This window comes from Enterococcus sp. DIV1316a (assembly GCF_050536915.1).
Classification (GTDB): Bacteria; Bacillota; Bacilli; order Lactobacillales; family Enterococcaceae; genus Enterococcus; species Enterococcus faecalis.
Genome location: NZ_CP172913.1, coordinates 1,363,592 through 1,382,748 on the forward strand (window position 1 = coordinate 1,363,592; position 19,157 = coordinate 1,382,748).

At 38.4% G+C, this 19,157-nt stretch carries 21 protein-coding genes and 2 riboswitches; of the genes, 1 reads left to right on the plus strand and 20 read right to left on the minus strand.

The genetic code is table 11. The annotated features are described in order from the left end of the window. Window positions 1-6 precede the first annotated feature (6 nt). The 18 genes from eutD to IGL56_RS06670 all read right to left on the minus strand — a co-directional run bounded on the left by eutD (window position 7) and on the right by IGL56_RS06670 (window position 16,304). Complete coding sequence (gene eutD, locus IGL56_RS06585) at window positions 7-642, minus strand: ethanolamine utilization phosphate acetyltransferase EutD (protein ID WP_002357516.1); 636 nt, start codon at window positions 640-642, stop codon at window positions 7-9. A gap of 3 nt (window positions 643-645) precedes the next feature. Then, window positions 646-1,215, minus strand: coding sequence for a hypothetical protein (locus tag IGL56_RS06590; RefSeq protein ID WP_002357515.1), 570 nt, complete (start codon window positions 1,213-1,215; stop codon window positions 646-648). Between the two features lie 67 nt (window positions 1,216-1,282). Then, window positions 1,283-1,573, minus strand: coding sequence for a BMC domain-containing protein (locus tag IGL56_RS06595; RefSeq protein WP_002357513.1), 291 nt, complete (start codon window positions 1,571-1,573; stop codon window positions 1,283-1,285). Window positions 1,574-1,696: 123 nt separating this feature from the next. After that, window positions 1,697-3,175, minus strand: a complete 1,479-nt coding sequence (locus IGL56_RS06600; protein WP_010815979.1) for an acetaldehyde dehydrogenase (acetylating) — start codon at window positions 3,173-3,175, stop codon at window positions 1,697-1,699. After that, window positions 3,166-3,684 carry a BMC domain-containing protein gene (locus IGL56_RS06605; protein WP_002357510.1) on the minus strand — a complete coding sequence of 173 codons (519 nt, stop codon included), beginning with the start codon at window positions 3,682-3,684 and terminating at the stop codon, window positions 3,166-3,168. The genes IGL56_RS06600 and IGL56_RS06605 overlap by 10 nt, the downstream gene beginning before the upstream one ends. 13 nt (window positions 3,685-3,697) lie before the next feature. Further along, window positions 3,698-4,351 (minus strand): ethanolamine utilization microcompartment protein EutL, encoded by a 654-nt coding sequence (gene eutL, locus IGL56_RS06610; RefSeq protein WP_002357509.1) that lies wholly within the window; start codon window positions 4,349-4,351, stop codon window positions 3,698-3,700. Between the two features lie 13 nt (window positions 4,352-4,364). Continuing rightward, on the minus strand, window positions 4,365-5,276 hold the full coding sequence (gene eutC, locus IGL56_RS06615; protein ID WP_002363986.1) for an ethanolamine ammonia-lyase subunit EutC: 912 nt from the start codon (window positions 5,274-5,276) through the stop codon (window positions 4,365-4,367). 17 nt (window positions 5,277-5,293) lie between these two features. Next, window positions 5,294-6,658: an ethanolamine ammonia-lyase subunit EutB gene (locus tag IGL56_RS06620; RefSeq protein WP_002357506.1), complete on the minus strand. Its 1,365-nt coding sequence runs from the start codon at window positions 6,656-6,658 to the stop codon at window positions 5,294-5,296. Between the two features lie 17 nt (window positions 6,659-6,675). Beyond that, window positions 6,676-8,124: an ethanolamine ammonia-lyase reactivating factor EutA gene (gene eutA, locus IGL56_RS06625; RefSeq protein WP_065813699.1), complete on the minus strand. Its 1,449-nt coding sequence runs from the start codon at window positions 8,122-8,124 to the stop codon at window positions 6,676-6,678. Between the two features lie 66 nt (window positions 8,125-8,190). Beyond that, window positions 8,191-9,624, minus strand: a complete 1,434-nt coding sequence (locus IGL56_RS06630) for a sensor histidine kinase (RefSeq protein WP_002357504.1) — start codon at window positions 9,622-9,624, stop codon at window positions 8,191-8,193. After that, window positions 9,625-10,197, minus strand: coding sequence for an ANTAR domain-containing response regulator (locus tag IGL56_RS06635; protein WP_002357503.1), 573 nt, complete (start codon window positions 10,195-10,197; stop codon window positions 9,625-9,627). Between the two features lie 27 nt (window positions 10,198-10,224). Further along, the gene (gene eutS, locus IGL56_RS06640) at window positions 10,225-10,572 is read right to left on the minus strand and encodes an ethanolamine utilization microcompartment protein EutS (RefSeq protein ID WP_002357502.1); all 348 of its coding nucleotides are present in this window, start codon (window positions 10,570-10,572) and stop codon (window positions 10,225-10,227) included. A gap of 159 nt (window positions 10,573-10,731) precedes the next feature. Continuing rightward, complete coding sequence (locus IGL56_RS06645; protein WP_002357501.1) at window positions 10,732-11,862, minus strand: 1-propanol dehydrogenase PduQ; 1,131 nt, start codon at window positions 11,860-11,862, stop codon at window positions 10,732-10,734. A 292-nt stretch (window positions 11,863-12,154) separates the two neighbouring features. Further along, window positions 12,155-12,304, minus strand: a riboswitch (adenosylcobalamin (AdoCbl) riboswitch). 44 nt (window positions 12,305-12,348) lie between these two features. Further along, window positions 12,349-12,930 carry a cob(I)yrinic acid a,c-diamide adenosyltransferase gene (locus tag IGL56_RS06650; RefSeq protein ID WP_002385894.1) on the minus strand — a complete coding sequence of 194 codons (582 nt, stop codon included), beginning with the start codon at window positions 12,928-12,930 and terminating at the stop codon, window positions 12,349-12,351. Then, a complete protein-coding gene (locus tag IGL56_RS06655; protein ID WP_002363995.1) occupies window positions 12,927-13,370 on the minus strand; it encodes a EutP/PduV family microcompartment system protein in 444 nt (147 codons plus the stop codon). Before IGL56_RS06655 ends, IGL56_RS06650 begins: the two co-directional genes overlap by 4 nt. Before the next feature lie 141 nt (window positions 13,371-13,511). Then, entirely contained in the window at window positions 13,512-14,279 is a 768-nt protein-coding gene (locus IGL56_RS06660) for an ABC transporter ATP-binding protein (protein WP_002357498.1), read from the minus strand. Continuing rightward, on the minus strand, window positions 14,276-15,283 hold the full coding sequence (locus IGL56_RS06665; RefSeq protein ID WP_002357497.1) for a FecCD family ABC transporter permease: 1,008 nt from the start codon (window positions 15,281-15,283) through the stop codon (window positions 14,276-14,278). The genes IGL56_RS06660 and IGL56_RS06665 overlap by 4 nt, the downstream gene beginning before the upstream one ends. Beyond that, complete coding sequence (locus IGL56_RS06670) at window positions 15,276-16,304, minus strand: ABC transporter substrate-binding protein (RefSeq protein WP_263306708.1); 1,029 nt, start codon at window positions 16,302-16,304, stop codon at window positions 15,276-15,278. The genes IGL56_RS06665 and IGL56_RS06670 overlap by 8 nt, the downstream gene beginning before the upstream one ends. A 118-nt stretch (window positions 16,305-16,422) precedes the next feature. Further along, a riboswitch (cobalamin riboswitch) is annotated at window positions 16,423-16,582 on the minus strand. A gap of 205 nt (window positions 16,583-16,787) precedes the next feature. Between IGL56_RS06670 and plsY the strand changes: the two genes are divergently transcribed. After that, window positions 16,788-17,417 (plus strand): glycerol-3-phosphate 1-O-acyltransferase PlsY, encoded by a 630-nt coding sequence (plsY, locus tag IGL56_RS06675; protein WP_002360243.1) that lies wholly within the window; start codon window positions 16,788-16,790, stop codon window positions 17,415-17,417. A 41-nt stretch (window positions 17,418-17,458) separates the two neighbouring features. Here the strand turns inward: plsY and IGL56_RS06680 are convergent, their stop codons facing one another. Together IGL56_RS06680 and codY are read right to left on the minus strand one after the other, a co-directional pair. After that, a complete protein-coding gene (locus IGL56_RS06680; RefSeq protein ID WP_002357493.1) occupies window positions 17,459-18,334 on the minus strand; it encodes an aldose 1-epimerase family protein in 876 nt (291 codons plus the stop codon). Window positions 18,335-18,367: 33 nt separating this feature from the next. Then, on the minus strand, window positions 18,368-19,150 hold the full coding sequence (gene codY / locus IGL56_RS06685; RefSeq protein ID WP_002357492.1) for a GTP-sensing pleiotropic transcriptional regulator CodY: 783 nt from the start codon (window positions 19,148-19,150) through the stop codon (window positions 18,368-18,370). Window positions 19,151-19,157: the final 7 nt, after the last annotated feature.

Below are 19,157 nucleotides of genomic sequence, written 5' to 3' on the forward strand. Positions count from 1 at the left end.
CTCCTTTTACTTAAGAATATAGCCACGAGCTCCTTTGGTTAAGCCGCAAGCGTTGGCTTCATCGTAGTCAATGTGCATGTACGTTGCAAATCGCGGACTGATTCGCACAACCACATCATCAAAGATTAACGGACGTGTGCCTTCCACTTTGACTTGCACAATTTGGCTATTGCTTACTTTATTTTTCAAGGCGTCTTCGGGTGTCATGTGAATATGACGTTTGGCAACAATTAAGCCGTGACTTAATGTCACAACTGCTGATCCGTTCATCAGCGTGACGCCAGGTGTCCCTTCTGTCTTGCCACTCTCTCTAACTGGGGCATTAATTCCTAAAATACGCGTATCCGTCATAGAAACTTCGACTTGTGATTCGCTACGTTCAGGGCCTAAAATAACCACATTTTGAAAAAGTCCTTTAGGTCCAGCAACCGTAATTCGTTCTTTACAAACGAACTGTCCAGGTTGTGATAAATCTTTCACTTTTGTTAGTTGATATCCTGGTCCAAATAATGCATCAATCTCTTGACGAGACAAATGAACATGTCGGCCAGATGCTTCAACTTCAAAAGTATTTTGTTGTTGTTGCTGAATTCGTTTAACAACTTCTTCAACAATTTCATTCATTGAATCCAATTTGTTCATCTCCTAGTTTCGTGATATTTCAGCCATGGTGCTAATTAATTCTGTAGCCCAAGATTGAAAAAGGCCGAACAGTTGTGATTCTCCTTTTAACTGGAGAATAATTTTATCTAGTTGTAATTGAATTTCTTTTGAGGAATAGCGCCATTGTCTCTGTTGGTTAGTTAGAATAGTTACCTTTGATTCCAAAATGACTGGTTCCATTACAATCGACTGTTCTAAAATAAACTTCTCTAACCACTGTTGTTGTTGTTCGAAATATAACCAACCTTCTGTTGATAACGCTTCATTCGTTAAGAAAGGCAAATACAATAGATGGCTTAAGTGCCGAATCTCATAAATTGTTTCTTTTGATAAATGTTCTTGTTTTTGTTTTTGTGAGGAGGCCTTCACTGAATGAACCTCAGAAAGCAATGGGTTTGTTGAAGAGAAGCTGCTATTAATCCGATGCTCGCGTAGATAGCTTTTGGCGGCTGGCGTCAGAAAACTGCCTACAGGAAACACAAAATCCGTGCCATCTTCTAGTTCTTTTTTAAGCCTTTTGTTGCGAAGCATATCTTCTGTAATAACTGTCATAACACCCCTCCTCAATGAAAGTTTAGGACAGAAGTAATGAACCTACCTCTGCCCCAAAAAATCAAAATTATAATTCAGTTGTTGCGTGTGGTAAAATAGCGTCTACTTCTGTATGTGGACGTGGAATTACATGGACAGATAATAATTCACCAACACGTTCTGCTGCAGCAGCACCAGCATCTGTTGCTGCTTTTACAGCACCAACGTCACCGCGAACCATTACTGTAACTAAACCGCCACCGACTTGTTCTTTTCCAATTAAAGTAACGTTTGCCGCTTTCACCATTGCATCAGCTGCTTCAACAGCACCTACTAAACCACGAGTTTCGATCATTCCTAAAGCATTTGTACTTGACATTATAATTTCCTCCTAAGATGTATGTTTTATTTTTAAAAATTTGGGACAATTATCAATTTGACTTAGGTCCCAAACCCTAAATCCAATAATTTATTTGTTTTACTCTTACTCGCTCGTTTCTTGTTAGTTTAAGCGAGCTAAAACTTGGGCTACCACGGCATTTACTAGTTCTTCTTGATTGGTTGTTTCGCAAGAAGTAGCCACAGATGTGGTTGATGTTTGACCAAATTCTTGACGAATCTCTTCTAAATCACGCACGCCATAAGCAACACGACGTAAATTGAACAGATTTTCAACCCCAATATTATCAGAAGTTGAGCTGCCACCAACTGCGCCACAACCAAGTGTTAATGCTGGCACTAAGTTAGTTGAAGCACCAATGCCGCCAAGTGTACCAGAGGTGTTAACAAGCAAACGAGAGACGGGTTTTCTTAAGCCAAATTCACGAATGACTTCTTTGTTTTCTGTGTGAATACCCATCGTATGACCCGCACCTTCACCTTTCAAAATTTCAATTGATAACGCGCAAGCTGCTTCCCAGTTTTCAACTGCATAGAAAGCAATAATCGGTGCCAATTTTTCTCTTGAAAATGGATATTTCAAGCCTACATGTGTTTCCTCGGCAACAATTAAGCGGCGATCTTTTGGAATAGATAAACCAACTAATGAAGCAATATGTTGAACGGAACGACCCACGATTTGCGGGTTCATTGTACCGTTTGGTCGTAAAATAAATTTAGCTAATTTGTCGGCTTCGGCTGGACTTAAGAAATACGCTCCCTGCTTAATTAACTCTTCTTTGACCGCTTCACGGTTGACAGTTTCAACAATAATTGATTGTTCCGATGCACAAATTGTACCGTTATCGAAAGTTTTTGAATCCATTATTTGTTTCACTGCATGAGGAACATTTGCGCTTCGTTCGATGTAGGCTGGTCCATTACCAGGCCCAACACCGATTGCTGGTGTTCCAGAAGAGTACGCGGCTTTAACCATTGCGTTTCCACCAGTAGCTAAAATTAAATTTGTTTCTTTATTTTTCATTAATTCGCTGGTCGCTTGCATGGTTGGCGTTTTGATGACCGAGACACAACCTTCTGGTGCCCCTGCAGCAATAGCCGCTTTTTGGATAATTTCTACTGTTTCAATAATCGATTTCAACGCATTGGGATGTGGTGAAAAAACAATGCTGTTAGCAGCTTTTAATGAAATTAATGCTTTGTAAATGACTGTTGATGTCGGGTTGGTAGAAGGAATTAATCCTGCAATTACACCCACTGGGACAGCAATTTCAGTGACTTTTTTGGCAGCATCATCATTGATCACACCAACTGTAGCTTTGTCCTTCATTTCGTCATATACTACTTTTGAAGCGAAAGCATTTTTGATGATTTTATCTTCATAGATACCAAATCCTGTTTCTTCATTGGCCATTTTCGCTAACTTTTCTCGTTGGTTAAATGTAGCCTCTGAAACCGCTTGAACAATCGCATCGATTTGTTTTTGCGAAAATGTTGCTAATACTTGCTGTGCCTCTTTGGCTTTTCTGATTAAATTTCTTGTTTCTTGGATGGAACGTAAGTCTTTATCTACTAATTCCACTCGTCTTCACTTCTTTCTATTTCAGCCATGATTGCTTGAATTAAAGCTTCTTTATTGGCAAATTTAATCTCACTTTTCTTTAAACTACTTAGGTTCATTTTGTAGGCTTGTTTGCGTAAATCAACCACGCGTTGTGTTTCTAATTTTTGGCGTGTGCCAGTGTGTTCTTCCAAATCTGGTGTTTCAATCTCTTCTTCAATTACTTCTACTTGTTCCATCGGTTCAGGTGCTGACTTAGGTTCTGGATCTGATAAAATTACTTCCGTTTGAGCATCAACCCGTGAGATCACATGATGAGCAATTAAACAATTTAATTCTTTAGCTACTTCCGTGCCTACTTCAACGGCAGCTTGAACCGCGGCAACGTCACCAATCAGTTCCACAGTTGTTAAACCGCCATTAATAATTTCAGCTTTTAACAAAGTAACGTCGGCGGCTTTCAATGCCGCATCGGCCACACTAATGGCACCTAAAAATCCTTTGACTTCGACCATTCCTAATGCTTTCATTCAGGTCACATCCTTAATAACTCAACGGATTGTCAGCGATATTTTGAATGACTTGTTCAAACGCACTGCAAGCAGCTTTACATGCAGATTGACTACCTGTCAATAAGGCGCCGCCAAAGTTCGTTTCAGAAGGTGGGCCATAAAAGACACCCATTTGAACATCGGCAGCTTTCATTGCTGCATCTAAGCCAACCATTGCTTCTAGCGGTGGTGCAATCAGATAAGCAATCGCTTCACCTTCAGGAATATTCGCTTGTTCAGATAAAAAGCTACCCGTTCTTGATACTACATGTGCAAAATAAACAATGCTGTCATCTTCGTTAGCACTATAGAAGCTGGCTTCTTCTTCAATGACTTGCGTAATGACACTCAAGCCACTATTGACTTCGGCAGGACTCGGACCAGCAATAATGCCAATCACTTCACCGGCTAATTTGGTTGAAGCATTTGCTGCGCCAGCATACATACTTTTACCATAAACTACAGTAACATCGGCGGCTTTGGTTGCTTCATCTAATGCAACATAAGTGACATCATCACAATCGGAAGTAACAATTCCTAATGAGCGATGTTCTGGTTTCAATGATAATTCTTTTGCTAATGCCGGATCGACATTGGGAATGACTTTCATACTTAGGACATTTGCGCCTAGACGATCATTTTTCATGAGAAATCCTCCTTTATTCAGCTTCTTTTAAATCAATACCAGATTTTTTCTTGTCTAACATTTTTTTAATAATTTCGGCAATGTAGGCCCCTGCTTCAACAGCCGGTGTCCCACCTTTATGAATATTTGAAATAACTGTCCGCCGGGCTTCTGGCATACCAACAGTTGGTTTGTAAGCAATGTAGGCACTCATAGATTCAGCTGTTACTAAACCAGGACGTTCGCCAACTAGCAAGCAAACAACATCAGCGTCAGTGATTTCACCAATTTTATCCATTGCTGGCACGCGACAATATTTAACAAAAACTACATTGTCGAAATCTAAGTTGTACATGTTTAATCCTTGTTTAATTGCTGGTAGGACTTCTTTAATATTCGCTTCGATAGCAGCTGAACTAAGGCCATCCCCTACGACCATTTGGATTTTGGCTTTTGGTGTCGTATTTTTCCGAATGATTTCACTATTTTCTTCATCAAATTGACGACCATAATCTGGACGTGTTAAATATTCATCTTTACTGTTACAGATTGTTTTTGTAGAAATAAAATTCATTTCTTTTACCAAGTCTTCGCTTACGTCTGAAAAGACCGCATCTTGTGCTGCCGCATGGTCCGCTCGGAAACGTAATGTTGAACTAGTCATATAACGCGTCCCTGCACGACCAACGCCTAAACGAGCTGGCGAGAAAGCTTTCATTTTTAATAGTGCTTCAGGATCAACGGCATTTTTCAATAGTAATTGTTTACGTAAATCTACTTCAGTAATGTCAGGAATTAGGCCTTCTTCAATTTCTGTCGTTTCAGTGACGTGTGTTGTGACTGGTTTTTCTTCAGCAGTCACAGTGGCAGTCGAAACCGCTTGATTGTCAGCGACCATTTCTGTTAAAATTCCGGCAATCATTTCTTTTAATTCTTTTTCGTTCATTTGTATTCTCACCTCGTTTATTTAATAAATACAGATGCATCGCCAGCGCGACTTGTTAATTTTCCGTTTTCCATTAAGCCCATTTTTTCCATCCATTCTTCAAATTCTTTAATTGGACGTAAGCCTAATGTTTCACGAATCGTCGCAGTTTCATGGAACCCAGTTGTTTGATAATTTAACATGACATCATCGCCATGAGGAATCCCCATGATATACGTACAACCAGCTGTTGCTAATAACATTGCTAAGTTTTCCATATCATTTTGATCAGCTTTCATATGGTTGGTGTAGCAGACATCACAGCCCATTGAAATTCCAGTTAATTTGCCCATGAAATGATCTTCTAAACCAGCGCGGATGACTTGTTTTGAATCGTAAAGATATTCTGGTCCAATAAAGCCGACAACGGTATTTACAATATACGGATCAAATTTTTTGGCTAAGCCATAACAACGCGCTTCCATTGTCACTTGGTCTGCGCCAAAGTTCGCTTCAGAAGAAAGTTCTGAGCCTTGACCTGTTTCAAAATACATCACATTAGGACCAGCTGCTTGACCACTGTGAAGCGCTAAATCTTGTGCTTCAGCTAAAATTTCTGCATTTAAACCAAATGCAGTGTTCCCTTTTTCTGAACCAGCGATGGATTGAAAGACTAAGCCAGTTGGCGCGCCTTGACGCATGGCTTCCATTTGTGTCGTTACGTGAGCAAGCACGCAAGTTTGTGTTGGAATTTCCCATTCGCTGCGGAACTCTTCAAATTTGTTTAAGATTCGTTTAACACTTTCTGTAGAATCATCAACAGGATTCAAACCAATTAAAGCATCACCGGCGCCATAAGAAAGACCTTCCATAACTGATGCCATAATGCCATCGACATTATCGGTTGGATGGTTTGGCTGTAAACGATTCGAAAAAGTTCCGGGACGGCCAATCGTTGTGTTGGCGGTTTTTTCAATATTGATTTTTTTTGCGCCAACAATTAGATCCATGTTGGACATTAATTTACAGACAGCAGCAATCATTTCTGAAGTTAGTCCACGGGAAATTCGTTTGATATCAAAATCGGTTGTTTCCGAAGATAAGATAAATTCGCGTAATTCTGCGACTGTCCAATGTTTAATACTTTCAAAAATTCGCATATTGACTTGGTCAATAATAATGCGTGTCACTTCGTCTTCGTCATAATCAACAACGGGATTGTTAAACAAGTCATTTAAGGACAATTCCGATAAAACGACTTTCGCTGCCACGCGTTCTTCGGCTGAATTAGCAGCTACGCCAGCTAACTTGTCGCCAGACTTTTCTTCATTGGCTTTGGCTAAGACTTCTTTAACAGATGTAAATTGATAGACTTTGCCAAATAGTTTGGTTTTTAAAATCATCTTTGTGTCGCTCCTTTTTAATTAAATACTAAGGTCTTAACAATGACTGGAAGGACGGCTCCTTCTGCCACTGGTAAACCGATATCTACATAATCACCGTTTTCTACTTTGACCGAATCAAGACAGATAAACGGATAGTCTTTTGGCAGATGGGCACTTAAGGCATGCCCTAAAGCTTTCGCCATGTCTTCATCCACCATAACAATAATGGGAATTTGTTCAGCAACTAAACTAGCTAATCCTTCCACAATCCCTTGACCATAGCGTTGAATATCAGTAAATGTTGGATTGCTCATGCCTCTAATTGCTAGGGCAATCTGGGGTGTTTCTTCAATACGATGCCAATTGAGTTTTTCTTGGATTCGCTGGCCTAATTCTGTCACAGTAAGGGTTTCATCCTCTTGCGCTAATTTTAGAATTGGGATATTTTTTACCGGCAAAATTTGCTCACGATAAGCGATCGTGCTTCCGCTAATTTCAGCAGTGTGTGAACCTGCTCCGACGACCGTCGCTCGGATTGTTTCTGCGCTTTCTAAGACTTCTTTTTCCGAAAAAATCAGTGACTTTCTCAAGTATTTCCCTAAAAGTAAGCCGATGTCCCCATATTTAAAGAGATTCGTACTTGTCGTATTTAAGCAATCAGCCACACCACCAGAAAATGTTACAATTGGTAATTCCTCACCTTTTCGTAGTGGATGGTTCGTTACTAATAACTGGTAGAACGGACTTTGTGTCCCCAAGCCAATGCTATTTTCTAACACGGCAACTAATTCCGAAATAATTGGCAGTAAGTTTTGTTCGGTGGCTTGGTCACCAAGGTGCAAGGTTAGCCCTTTTTTATTTATAATTTCTTGAATCTTCGGAGCTATATAGGTGATTTTTTGTTGTTGATCTAATTTAATTAAGCGTCCGCCAATGTCAAAACAAGCCGTGTCAATCACTTCACCATCTTTAAAGACAGCTAAATTTGTCGTTCCACCACCAATGTCTAAATTAACCACCGGTTTGCGTTTCGTTTCAGAATAAGTTTGAGCACCAGCGCCTTTCCCGGCAATGATACTTTCTAAATCAGGACCAGCCGTAGCAACGACAAAATCACCTGCATAGCCACTAAGTGCTCGTAGCACATTGTTGGCATTGCTTTTTCGAGCAGTTTCACCTGTGATAATTACCGCACCCATTTGAATATCTTGTTTATGAATGCCTGCTTGGCGATATTGCTCCGCTACAAACGCTTTGATAGGTTCTGCATCAATTTCTGATTGGTTAAGTAAGGGTGTAAAGATAATGTCACTTCGGTAAATGACTTTTTTATCAGAAATGCTGATACGTGGTACTGTAAACGCAGAGGCAAAATTTTCAACAGTTAATTCTGACAAGACTAATTGGGTTGTAGACGTCCCTAAATCAATCCCTACGGTTAAAAGTGTTTCCTTCGACATCGCCTGACTCGCCTCCTTTTGCATACAAAAAGGCACTTAAAGAATCGTTAGAAAATTTCTTTCTACTTTTCTTTAAGCGCCTTTGCTTAATCAATGAACAACATCACTGGTGTTCTGTTCGAAATAGAAACAGGTTTTAGTTCCCTGTTTATTGGATTCAATTGTAATTTTTCCTTTTAATTTATCTTTTACGTAGCTTTTGACAATCATCAAACCTAAACTGGTCTCGTTACTTTGATGAACATCATAGCCTTTACCATTATCTGTAACAGTAATGGTAATCATTTTATTATCTAATGTTCCACTAAGTTTAACAACGCCACTTGTTTGTGGCTCAAATGCGTGATCAAAAATGTTTTGTAATAGTTCGTTGACAACAAGGGAAATGGTAACCATTTGTTCGCTAGAAACCATAATGGCTGGATCAACATCCATCATCATCTCAATGGGTTGTGCGCCTTGAAAAAGATGTCTAAAATTATACATCACTGCTTCCAATGTTTGCCGTAAAGCAACGTCATCTTTGACTTGTTTTGACAGCAATTCATGGGTGGCTGCAATCGCCATAATTCGATTGACACTTTCATGAAGGACTTTCTTTGCTTCGGGGCTTTGCGTTCGCCGTTCTTGAATACGCAATAAGGAAACCACCGATTGCAAGTTATTTTTAACACGATGATGAATTTCACGAATCGCAACAGATTTGGAAATAATTTCCGCTTCTTTTTCTTTAAATTCTGTATTGTCTTGAATAATCATAATCAGTTGTTCTTCTGATGCCAACCACACTTTCCGAACCTTAAAATAATAATTAAGGTAGGTCGTTTTGCTTTCAATTGGTTGATTACTCATTTTATATTTCATTTGATACAACACATATTCAAAAGTTGTATAATCGATGGACAAATTGTCATAACTCATTCCAATGATATTATCCCGATAACCAAGTTTGCGATAAAGCTCTTGTGCATTGTGATTGGTAATTAATAAGTGACCCGCCGCATCAAAAATCAAAACGGCTTCTGCCAATTGATCAATAAATAATGCGTCGACTTGACTAGTTGATTTCGCTACTTTTGCTAACTGGCAGTTATTTAGCTCCTCTTTTTGTAAGTCCGCTTGAATCTCTTCATCTGCCGCAATCTCGACAATAATGACACCAATCGTTCGATGTTCATTGCGAATGGGATAGATATTTTGCTTAATCAAACGATTTTCCTGAGTCACTGCTAACAAACCAATGCTATTTAAGCTAGTTTGCATGGTACGCAGAACACCAGGTTCATTTTTTAATAAAGCTTCCATCCCGACGACATCTCCGCTATATAAAGAAGTTGTCTTCGCAGGCGGCTTATGATAAACGACTAGTGCTTGCTGTGACATTTCCTTATACACATCAATAAAAACATCTGCACTTTGATACAGTGTCGTCGAAGAAAGATAACGTGCTGTACGTTGTAATTCTTTAATGTCTGATTCTGAAAGATTGGTATATTGGTGACATAATTGCTCTAATCGTTTCATTTATTCATCATCCATTACAATCAATTCTGCAATTTCACTCATACGTGCGCGTTTGTTCATACTTAACGTACGCAACATTTGGTAGGCTTCTTCTTCCGATATATGATTTTCTTTTACAAGAATACCTTTGGCTTTTTCGATAATTTTACGTTCTTCTAATTTTAAACTTAATTTATCGATTTGATTTAGTAACAGCTGCGTTTGTTTGCCTCGTTCAATGCTCATTTCAATTGTAGGTATTAATGATTTTTCATCTAGAGGTTTAACTAAATAACCCAGTGCGCCTAATTTTTTAGCTTTGTCCGTATTTTGTACGTCACTGTATGCAGATAAAAAGACAATACTACTGGCTAGTTGGTCTTGAACAATTTTTTTACCTGCTTTTAGACCATCTAAAATTGGCATTTGAATGTCCATTAATACTAGATCAGGTTGTGTTTTTTTACATACTTCAATTGCTTCAAAACCATCAGCTGCTTCACCGACTACTTCGTACCCTGCTTCTATCACAATATCACGAATATCGAGTCTCGTAATAGGTTCATCATCGACTATTACAATTCGTCCATCCATTTTCTTCACGCCCTTGTCCTTTCAACGCTATGTTCTGGTAATTTTACAAGTTACAGAAAAGTTTAAAATCTGTTGTAAACCTTCAATCACCGCTTGTAAGGCTGCTTCCACTGAGCTTACGTCACCAGAAATGACCACCGATCCAGAAAAACGATCAATAAAACCGATTTGGATATCTCCGCTTTTAGTCGCAATATCAACAGCGATAATTGCCGCTTCGCTCGGAGTGATTGTCAAAATACCTAGTGCATTGCTGGTGCCGTCTGGCAACCCTAATTTTGTATAAATTTCTTTATTAGGACTAGCAATGATGTGCGCTAACGTTACTTGTTTCCCAGGAACATATTCTTGAATCATTCGTTGTTTTTCTTCCAACCAGACTCGCTCCTTTAATTTAGCAAATAAAAAATCCTCAATAAAAAACGTAAAGGTTCCACTTTCGCTTTCTACTAAGGAGCTTCTTTGCTCTTAAATTTTGAAGCACGCCGTTGTGCTACCCACATTATATGTTATCGATTTCATCCTGTCAATCGCTTATAAGATAGAATTTAAAATTTTTGTCACTTCTGCTGCTGTTGGTTGGACAGGATTTGTTTTGGTGCAACCATCCATCAATGCGCCTTCAGCTATTTTGGGGATCGCAGCTTGGACTTCTTCTTTTGGTAAACCATAGTCACTAAAAGTGGCAGGCATGTTTAATTTTTGACGGAGTTGCTTGATTTGTCGAATAAATTGTTGAACACCAATCCGTGCATTGGTTGTCTGTGTATCATTTAGACAATTTGCTAACTGCGCATAACGTTTAGCTGTTGGTTCGTTGGCGACTTTGCCATTCGCTAAGCCACTGTTATATGCAATGACTTCCGGTAAGAGCATTGCATTCATTCGTCCATGTGGCACATGTAAACGCGCACCGGCCGCATGAGCAATACCGTGATTCAAGCCTAACGAAGTAACATTAAACGCCATCCCTGCCATACATGAAGCTAAATGCATATTTTCACGGGCTTGTTGGTTGCTACCCTCATTAAAGGCTATTTCTAAATTGTCGAATACTAAGCGAACGACTTTTTCGCACAACGCATCTGAAATCGGATTTGCTTCTGTTGAAACATACGCTTCAATAACATGCGTTAAGACGTCCATTCCTGTATCCGCTGTGATTTTTGGTGGCACACTCATCACTAAATTTGTATCTAAAATCGCAATTTCTGGTTGAATTTCATCTGTTACAAGCGGGATTTTGGTGCCAGTTTCTGCAACCGTAATCACTGAAAAATTCGTAACTTCTGAACCAGTTCCACTAGTTGTAGGAACCGCAATAAACTCAGCAATCTGAGTTTGCAAAGTACGTTTGCCAAAAAATTTCATTGCTTTGGCCGCATCAATAGCGGATCCCCCACCTAAAGCTAATATCGTATCTCCTTGAAATGTCGCTAACTGCTTAATTCCCGCAGCAATCTTATCAATTGGTGGATCGGGGATGATATCACTAAAAATTTGCCATTCACTTTTTGTTAAATGCTTTGTCACTTCATTCACAAATCCAGAGTCAACCATGAATGGATCTGTGACAATGAAAACACGTCTATCATGAAGTGTTTCCAAATTGGCTAATGCGCCTTCTCCTACCCATAGTTCGGTAGGGAAATGAATTGTTTTCATCTCAATTCCTCCTTAATAAAATACAAAAAGACACTTCAAACAAACGAAAAATCATCTGTCTGAAGCGTCTTTGCTTCCTTATGTATACGCCATTGTACACGAAACCTTATCCATAGAGTACAACGCCTTTAATTAATTGTCAATAAAAAAAGGGAATATAGCAGTACGTCATTGTACCTGAAATCTCCTTCAACATTGAAAGACCAGCCCAAAATTCCCAAAAGCACTTCCTCGTGCCATTAATTGGATTAATACAAATATCTTGGGCTGGATTTTCAACACAAGCGTTGTTAAGAAACATCCTGTTTTGCCTCGAAACAGCATGCCCAATAATGAAAAAATGAAAAGACCTGACTTAAAAGCAACCTTGCTTCTTCACAGTGGCGGGACCGTGCCAGATTCTCACTGGCTTCCATTCATATTTTTCATAAAATATTCGTTTAATCTATCTGAAATTTACCATAAGTTTTTTAGAAAAGCAACTGTTTACAATCCATCTTCTTTAATTTTATGGAAAACCATTTCGCTTCGTTCATAAAAAACATCAGGTCGTTGTGCTTGAACATTTAAATAGCGAGCCAACGCATAAAAATAATCTGATAAACGATTGGTAAAAATTAATACCTCTTCGTTAATTTTGGCTGTCCAATTTAAACGAACAATGATGCGTTCTGCGCGCCGTGCAATCGTCCGAGCCACATGAACCATACTGGCTGCTGGGGTTCCGCCAGGTAAAATAAAACGATCAATATCTGGTGATTGTGCAGTGTAGAAATCAATCCGCTGTTCTAGCCAATGCACACTTGCCTTTTGTAATTTAAATGGTCGTTGTGCTTCAATCGGTGTTGACAAATCTGTTCCCGCATCAAAAAGTAAATGTTGTAAAGCTTCTAGTTCTTCTTTAATTTCTTGATTTTCTTGTGGAAGTTGGCTGATAATATAGCCCACCCAAGAATTCAATTCATCAATCGTTCCATAACTTTCAACTCGATCAGAATCCTTAGCGACGGTTGAGCTGCCGACTAATTTCGTCATTCCCTTATCGCCAGTTTTTGTATAAATTTTCATTCTGCTTCATCCTCCTCTAAATAATCTACTAATTCTTGCAAGCCAATTTTTTCAACAGAAGAAATTTCAAAAATTCTTGTTGCACCCGCACTTTTTAATTGTTGCCGAACAATCTCTAACTGCTGAGAATCTTGTGCTAAATCAATCTTGGTTAAAATACCAATGATTTCTTTCGGGAAAATACTACCAAATCCTGGTGAAAAAACTTGTTGTGTTTCTACAGCACTTTGAACCAAACCAATCACATCTGCTTCTGCCGCTGTGACGTTTAATGCATTATAATATTGTCGATGCAAAATAAACTCGCCTGGTGTATCAATCATTTCTGTATGAAATTCCACCGCCTGTGTTTTATCATAAATTAATTCTTTGCCTTGCAGAGCTTGACATAACGTGGTTTTGCCACAACCGATAGCTCCCATTAAAATGATTCGTTTCATCGTTACCTCCATAAAAAAGGAGCCCAAAGCAAGTACCATCACGTACTTAGTCTTGGGCTCCTTTGCCGATTTGTTAAAACACGCCATTGTGTTTCTGATTCTTTGCCTTTATCTTACCTGTTTCCAAAAAACTTGTCAAAATTATTGAATAGTTTCCCAAACTTTATGTTGTTTCTGAAAATAGGAGACAATATCTGTTTCAAAAATCGTTTGTAAAAATTCTTTGGAAGCCAACGTTTGAAAATCACCTTGCGCGGCCACTTTCCCTTGCTTCATAAACACAATTTTTTCACTTAGCGTTAACGCTAAACGGATATCATGAAACACCCCGATTAACGTTTTCCCTTCTTGCGCACTCCACTCATTTAACTGCTGAATCAATTCTTGTTGATACCGAATATCCAAATGATTATTGGGTTCATCCAATAAAATAATTTCTGGATCTTGTACAAATAATTTAGCCAAAAATACTCGTTGTTGTTGTCCTCCTGAAAGCTGATTGACAACTTTATCTTTTAAAGGCAATAAACCCGTGCGTTCTAAATAATAAAGGACTCGTTCTTTTTCTTGTTTAGAAACAATAGGTAAAAAACGTTGTGCTTGTTGTCGATACGCCCCCATCAAAACTGTTTCGTAAACCGTATAATCAAAAGCAACTGTCGTGAATTGACTCATCATCGCTACTTTCGTTGCCAATTCCTTCCGCTTTTGTCCATGAACTTCTTGACCATCAATTAAAACAGAACCACTATAAGGCACAAGTCCGGCAATCGTTTTTAAAAGTGTCGTTTTACCGCAACCATTTGGACCTAAAATACAAGTTTTACTACCTGTCGGAAAAACGAGGGAAATATCTTTTAAAATGGGGGTTTGTTGGAGTGTTACAGCTGTTTTTTTTAATTCAATCATGCAGCAACTCTCCTTTTTTTAAAGTAAATATACAAGAAGAATGGCGCTCCAATCAAGGCTGTTACGGCCCCAATGGGAATTTCTCTTGGTGATAAAATCGTGCGAGCAATTGTGTCCCCTATTACCATGATGGTCCCACCTAAGATTGCTGAACCGGGAATCAGCCAGCGATGAGTCGCCCCTAAATAGCGACGGACAATATGTGGTGCTATTAAATCAACAAAACCAATCACACCGACAAATGAAACCGCACTTCCTGCTAGTAAACTAGCCAAAAGAATAATGCGTAGTTTTGCTGTTTTGACTTCTACTCCCGATAACATCGCATGTTCTTCTCCTAAGCCAAGAACATCCAATGCGTTGGCATCAAACCAAAGAAACAGACTGCTGACAAGCAAGATTGGACAATAAATAGCAATTTTTTGCCAATTACTGCCAGAAAAACTACCCATTTGCCAAAAGACTAATTGTTTCAAATAATCTTGGAAAAGTGCTGTAATCAACGTCAAAATAGCACCGACAAACAAGGTCATAATCATTCCTACTAAAACAACTGTTTGATTGGACATTTGACTATCCATTGTTTGCGTAAATAACAAAACTAAAAAGACCGTTGCTAAGCCAAAGATAAAACCAGTTAAAGGCAATAAAAATGCCCCTAAAATCGAAGCAGTTACTCCAGTTACCATGATTAACGCAGCGCCTAAGGATGCTCCCGCTGATACGCCCAAAGTATATGAAGAAGCTAAAGGATTACCTAAGAGTGATTGCATCACCGTGCCACTTACTGCTAAGCCTGCGCCCACGAGATAGGCCATCACGACACGCGGTAACCGAACATTCCAGATGATTCCTTCTAAAATCCCATCTTCTGAAACCGTCTTTTTCACTAAAATTTGAAGCAAATCCGTTAACGAAATCTGAACACTTCCAATTTTAATACCCAAAAAGAGCATGCTCATACTGATCAAGAGCATCAGTATGAGACACGTTTTTTTACTCATCTTTTAAATCCTTGTATTCCTCTGGATAAACAGCTTTTGCCATTTGTTTTAATGCTTTGGTAATGTGGTTATTTGGTAAAGAGCTAGACATGTTATCAATTTCGAAAACTTCTTTGTTTTGAACTGCAGGAACGTTTTCCCAGTTTTTACGAGCTAAAATTTCTTTGGCGGGATCTTTCATATAGTTAACATTGGTTAAAATGACTTCTGGTTTTGCAGCAATGGCCGCTTCTTCTGTCACTGGTAACCAGCCTTTTTCATTTGCCAAAACATTTTTTGCCCCAATTGTTTCAATCATTTCATTTAAAAATGTCCCAATACCAAAACTATAAATGTCTGGTAAGGCAGCCACTTCAAACAAAACAGTTTTTGGTTTTTTAATGGTTTTACCAATTTTAGCTACTTCGTCGATTTCTTGATCCATTGTTTTGATTAACTTTTGTCCTTTTTCATGTTCGGATAAGCTATCCGCAATGAATTGGACGTCTTCTTTGATTGCTTTGATACTTGTACTAGTGGGGATATTAACGACTGTAATTCCAGCATCTTCCACTTGTTTCCAAACACTTTCTGAGCTAGCTAAATTGATGTCATTCACATAAACAATTTGTGGTTTCAAGGCAATCAATTTTTCGGCATCGACAGCCATCATATCCATTTGTGGTAATTTTTTTAAATCAGTCATCATTGTACTACTTTGAGTATCAACTGCGATTAATTGGTCGGTTTTACCTAAGTCTTCAATCACTTCTGTTGTTGATGGCACTAGGGAAATAATTTTGGTTGCTTCTTTGGGTAAAGTAATTTCTTTGCCGCTACGGTCTTTGGTTGGTAACGTTACTTCTGTTTTTTCAGAAGAGGTAGTTGCTTTCTTTTCCTGTTTACCACATCCTGCTAAGCCAAGTGTTGCTACTAAACCTAAAGTCATCATTGTTAAAGTAAATTTTTTCATTTTTTCATCCTCGCATTCGTCTATTTTATTTTGGGGAAAATTTTCTGAAATGAACCTCCTTTGTCTCAACGTCAAAACAATACAAAAAAACCACTTTTTTCTCCAATAGAAAAAAAGCAGTCACTTAACTATGCTAATGATATACTCAGCCAGTTATCTTCAAAGCCCCTTCTTTTTCCTACAAAAGAATGATTAGACTTATCAAGCCGGTATCCTGACTTAGCTTCTTCTTACTCCCAATCCTTCCAGAATAATCTGTGGTCTTATTGGTTTCATCCACCATACAGTAGGTAGGTCTGTAGAGGATTCGCACCTCTTTCCCTGACACTTCATAAGTACATATATATTGTATCTTCGTTGATAACTAATTTTCAAACCAGTGATTAGACGTCTTTGTCTAATGACACACATTTATTATAACGGTTATCAACCATTTGTCAACGCTTCCTCAAGCAAAAGAAAAACTTTTCTTGTTTTAGTTATTAGACGTTGTTCCGTTTTTCTATTCATGATAAAATAAATCCTAGTTTGAATAAGAAAGAGGTTAACTTGATGAAAATCGTCATTTTGTTACTTGTTGCCTATTTATTAGGTTCGATTCCCTCAGGTGTTTGGATTGGCAAACTTTTCTTTAAAAAAGATATACGCCAATTTGGGAGTGGGAATACAGGAACAACCAATACATTTCGTGTCTTAGGGAAACCTGCCGGAATCACGGTATTATTAATGGATATCTTGAAAGGAACGTTAGCCACTTCATTACCCTATTTGTTTGGTTTACAAGGCGTGAACCCACTCTTCTTTGGGGTAGCAGCTGTTTTAGGGCATACCTTCCCTATTTTTGCCAATTTCAAAGGTGGTAAAGCCGTAGCCACTAGCGCTGGCATGTTATTAGCATACAGCCCCACATTTTTTATTTATTCTGCTCTTATTTTTGTGATTTGTCTGTATCTAACCAGTATGGTGAGTTTAACAAGTATGATTAGCGCTGTACTAATTACACTTTCTACTATTATTTTGCCTTTCACTGTCCCAGCTATTTTACCAACATTTAACTGGTTATTAACCGTGATTGCGATTGCTTTGACTACTTTTATCTTTGTCCGTCATCGTGAAAACATTCAGCGAATTAAAAATGGAACAGAAAGTCGCCTCTCTTTTGGCTTACGTGCAAAAAAATAAAGAAAAAGGCTGTGAACAAATAATGTTCACAGCCTTTTTCTTTATTTTACACTAATCATATACTGTGTTTTAAATAGTTCGTTAGCTGGTAACTTATTGATGCCAAATTTTTCAGCGAGTTGGCCAGTTGCGTCGACAGCATCAGCAATCCCGCACCAAGGTTCGATACAGACAAAAGGCGCTTCTTTCGGTGTCGGTGACCAAATCCCCACAAAAGGCATTTCTGGATAACTCAAAGTGACTTGATGGTCACTTTCGTCTGTGGCAATCGTAATTGCTGTTTGACCTTTTGTTTCAAAAATCATTGCATCATTTTCAAATAATTGATGCGTTAAGTCAAAGCTGATATTCGTTTGGGCTAGCGTTTTATTCGCTAAATCAATAAACGGGCCTGCTAAGGGAATTTGTGTCCGTGATTTTTTAGGTGAAAAACTTAGATAATAATCTTCAAACGTTAGTGAAGATTCTAAAGGTACATTAAAGGCTGGATGACCACCAATCCCAAAATACATCTCTTCTTTCCCTGTATTTTCTACTTGGTAGTTTACAGTCAATTCTTGGTGTTCTAATGTATAAGTAATCACTAGTTCAAAATCAAAAGGATACTTCTTCTTGATTTCTTTTGTTGATTTTAGTGAAAAAGAAACTTCTTCTCCACCTTTTTCAATCACATCAAATACTTGATCACGAGCAAAACCATGTTGAGTTAAATGATACGCTTGATTTTGGTACATATACGTATCTTCTTTTAGACGACCGACAATCGGAAAAAGTACGGGCGCATGGCGGGCCCAAAATTCAGGATTTCCTTGCCAAATATATTCAATGCCGGTTTCTTTTGATTGTAAACTTACTAATTCTGCTCCTTCTTCAGCAAATGTTGCGATTAGAAATTCATTTTCAATTTGTACAGTCATTGCGTTGTCCTCCTAGTTGATACGAGCAATTGCTTATTTTTCCAACTCTTTAATAAATTGTTGATTTAATACTTTTAAATAAGTCCCTTTCATACCAAGAGAACGTGATTCAATAATTCCAGCTGATTCTAATTTTCTTAAGGCATTCACAATTACGGAACGAGTAATGCCTATTTCATCTGCAATACTTGAAGCAGTTAAACGACCTTCTTCGCCATCTAAGGCTTCAAAAATGGCATGGACGGCTTTTAATTCACTATAGGAAAGAGTGTTGATGGCCATTTGCACGGCAGTCGCACTGCGAACTTCTGCTTCAATTGTTCTGGATTGATGATACAAAATTTGCATGCCGACAACGGTCGCACTATATTCAGCTAACACTAAATCATCCTCGTTAAAGGATTTTTCAACACGCGCTAAAATAATCGTACCCAAGCGTTTGCCAGCACCGTACAAAGGCACAATAGTGGTTAGACCAAACGGATACAGCTCTCGTGATTCAAAAGGAAATGCAGTTAAATCACTATCTATTGGAATATTGGCTTCGGTTACTTTGAGCATATCCACGGCCTCGGTGTATCCTTGAGGAAATTTTTTCTCTTTAAACATATTTTTGATACGGGCATTATTAACATCTAATTTTTCAGTATACCCCAACAAATCCCCTGAACTGCTAATAATATACGCATTACTTTCTAAAATATCCCCTAAAATCATTGCCATTTTGTTGTACGGAAGTTCTGCTTGTACGTCAAACAGATTGTTTTTTTGCAAAAGCTCGTTCACTTGACGTGTTTTTTCTAATAATGTAGCCATCTTTTCT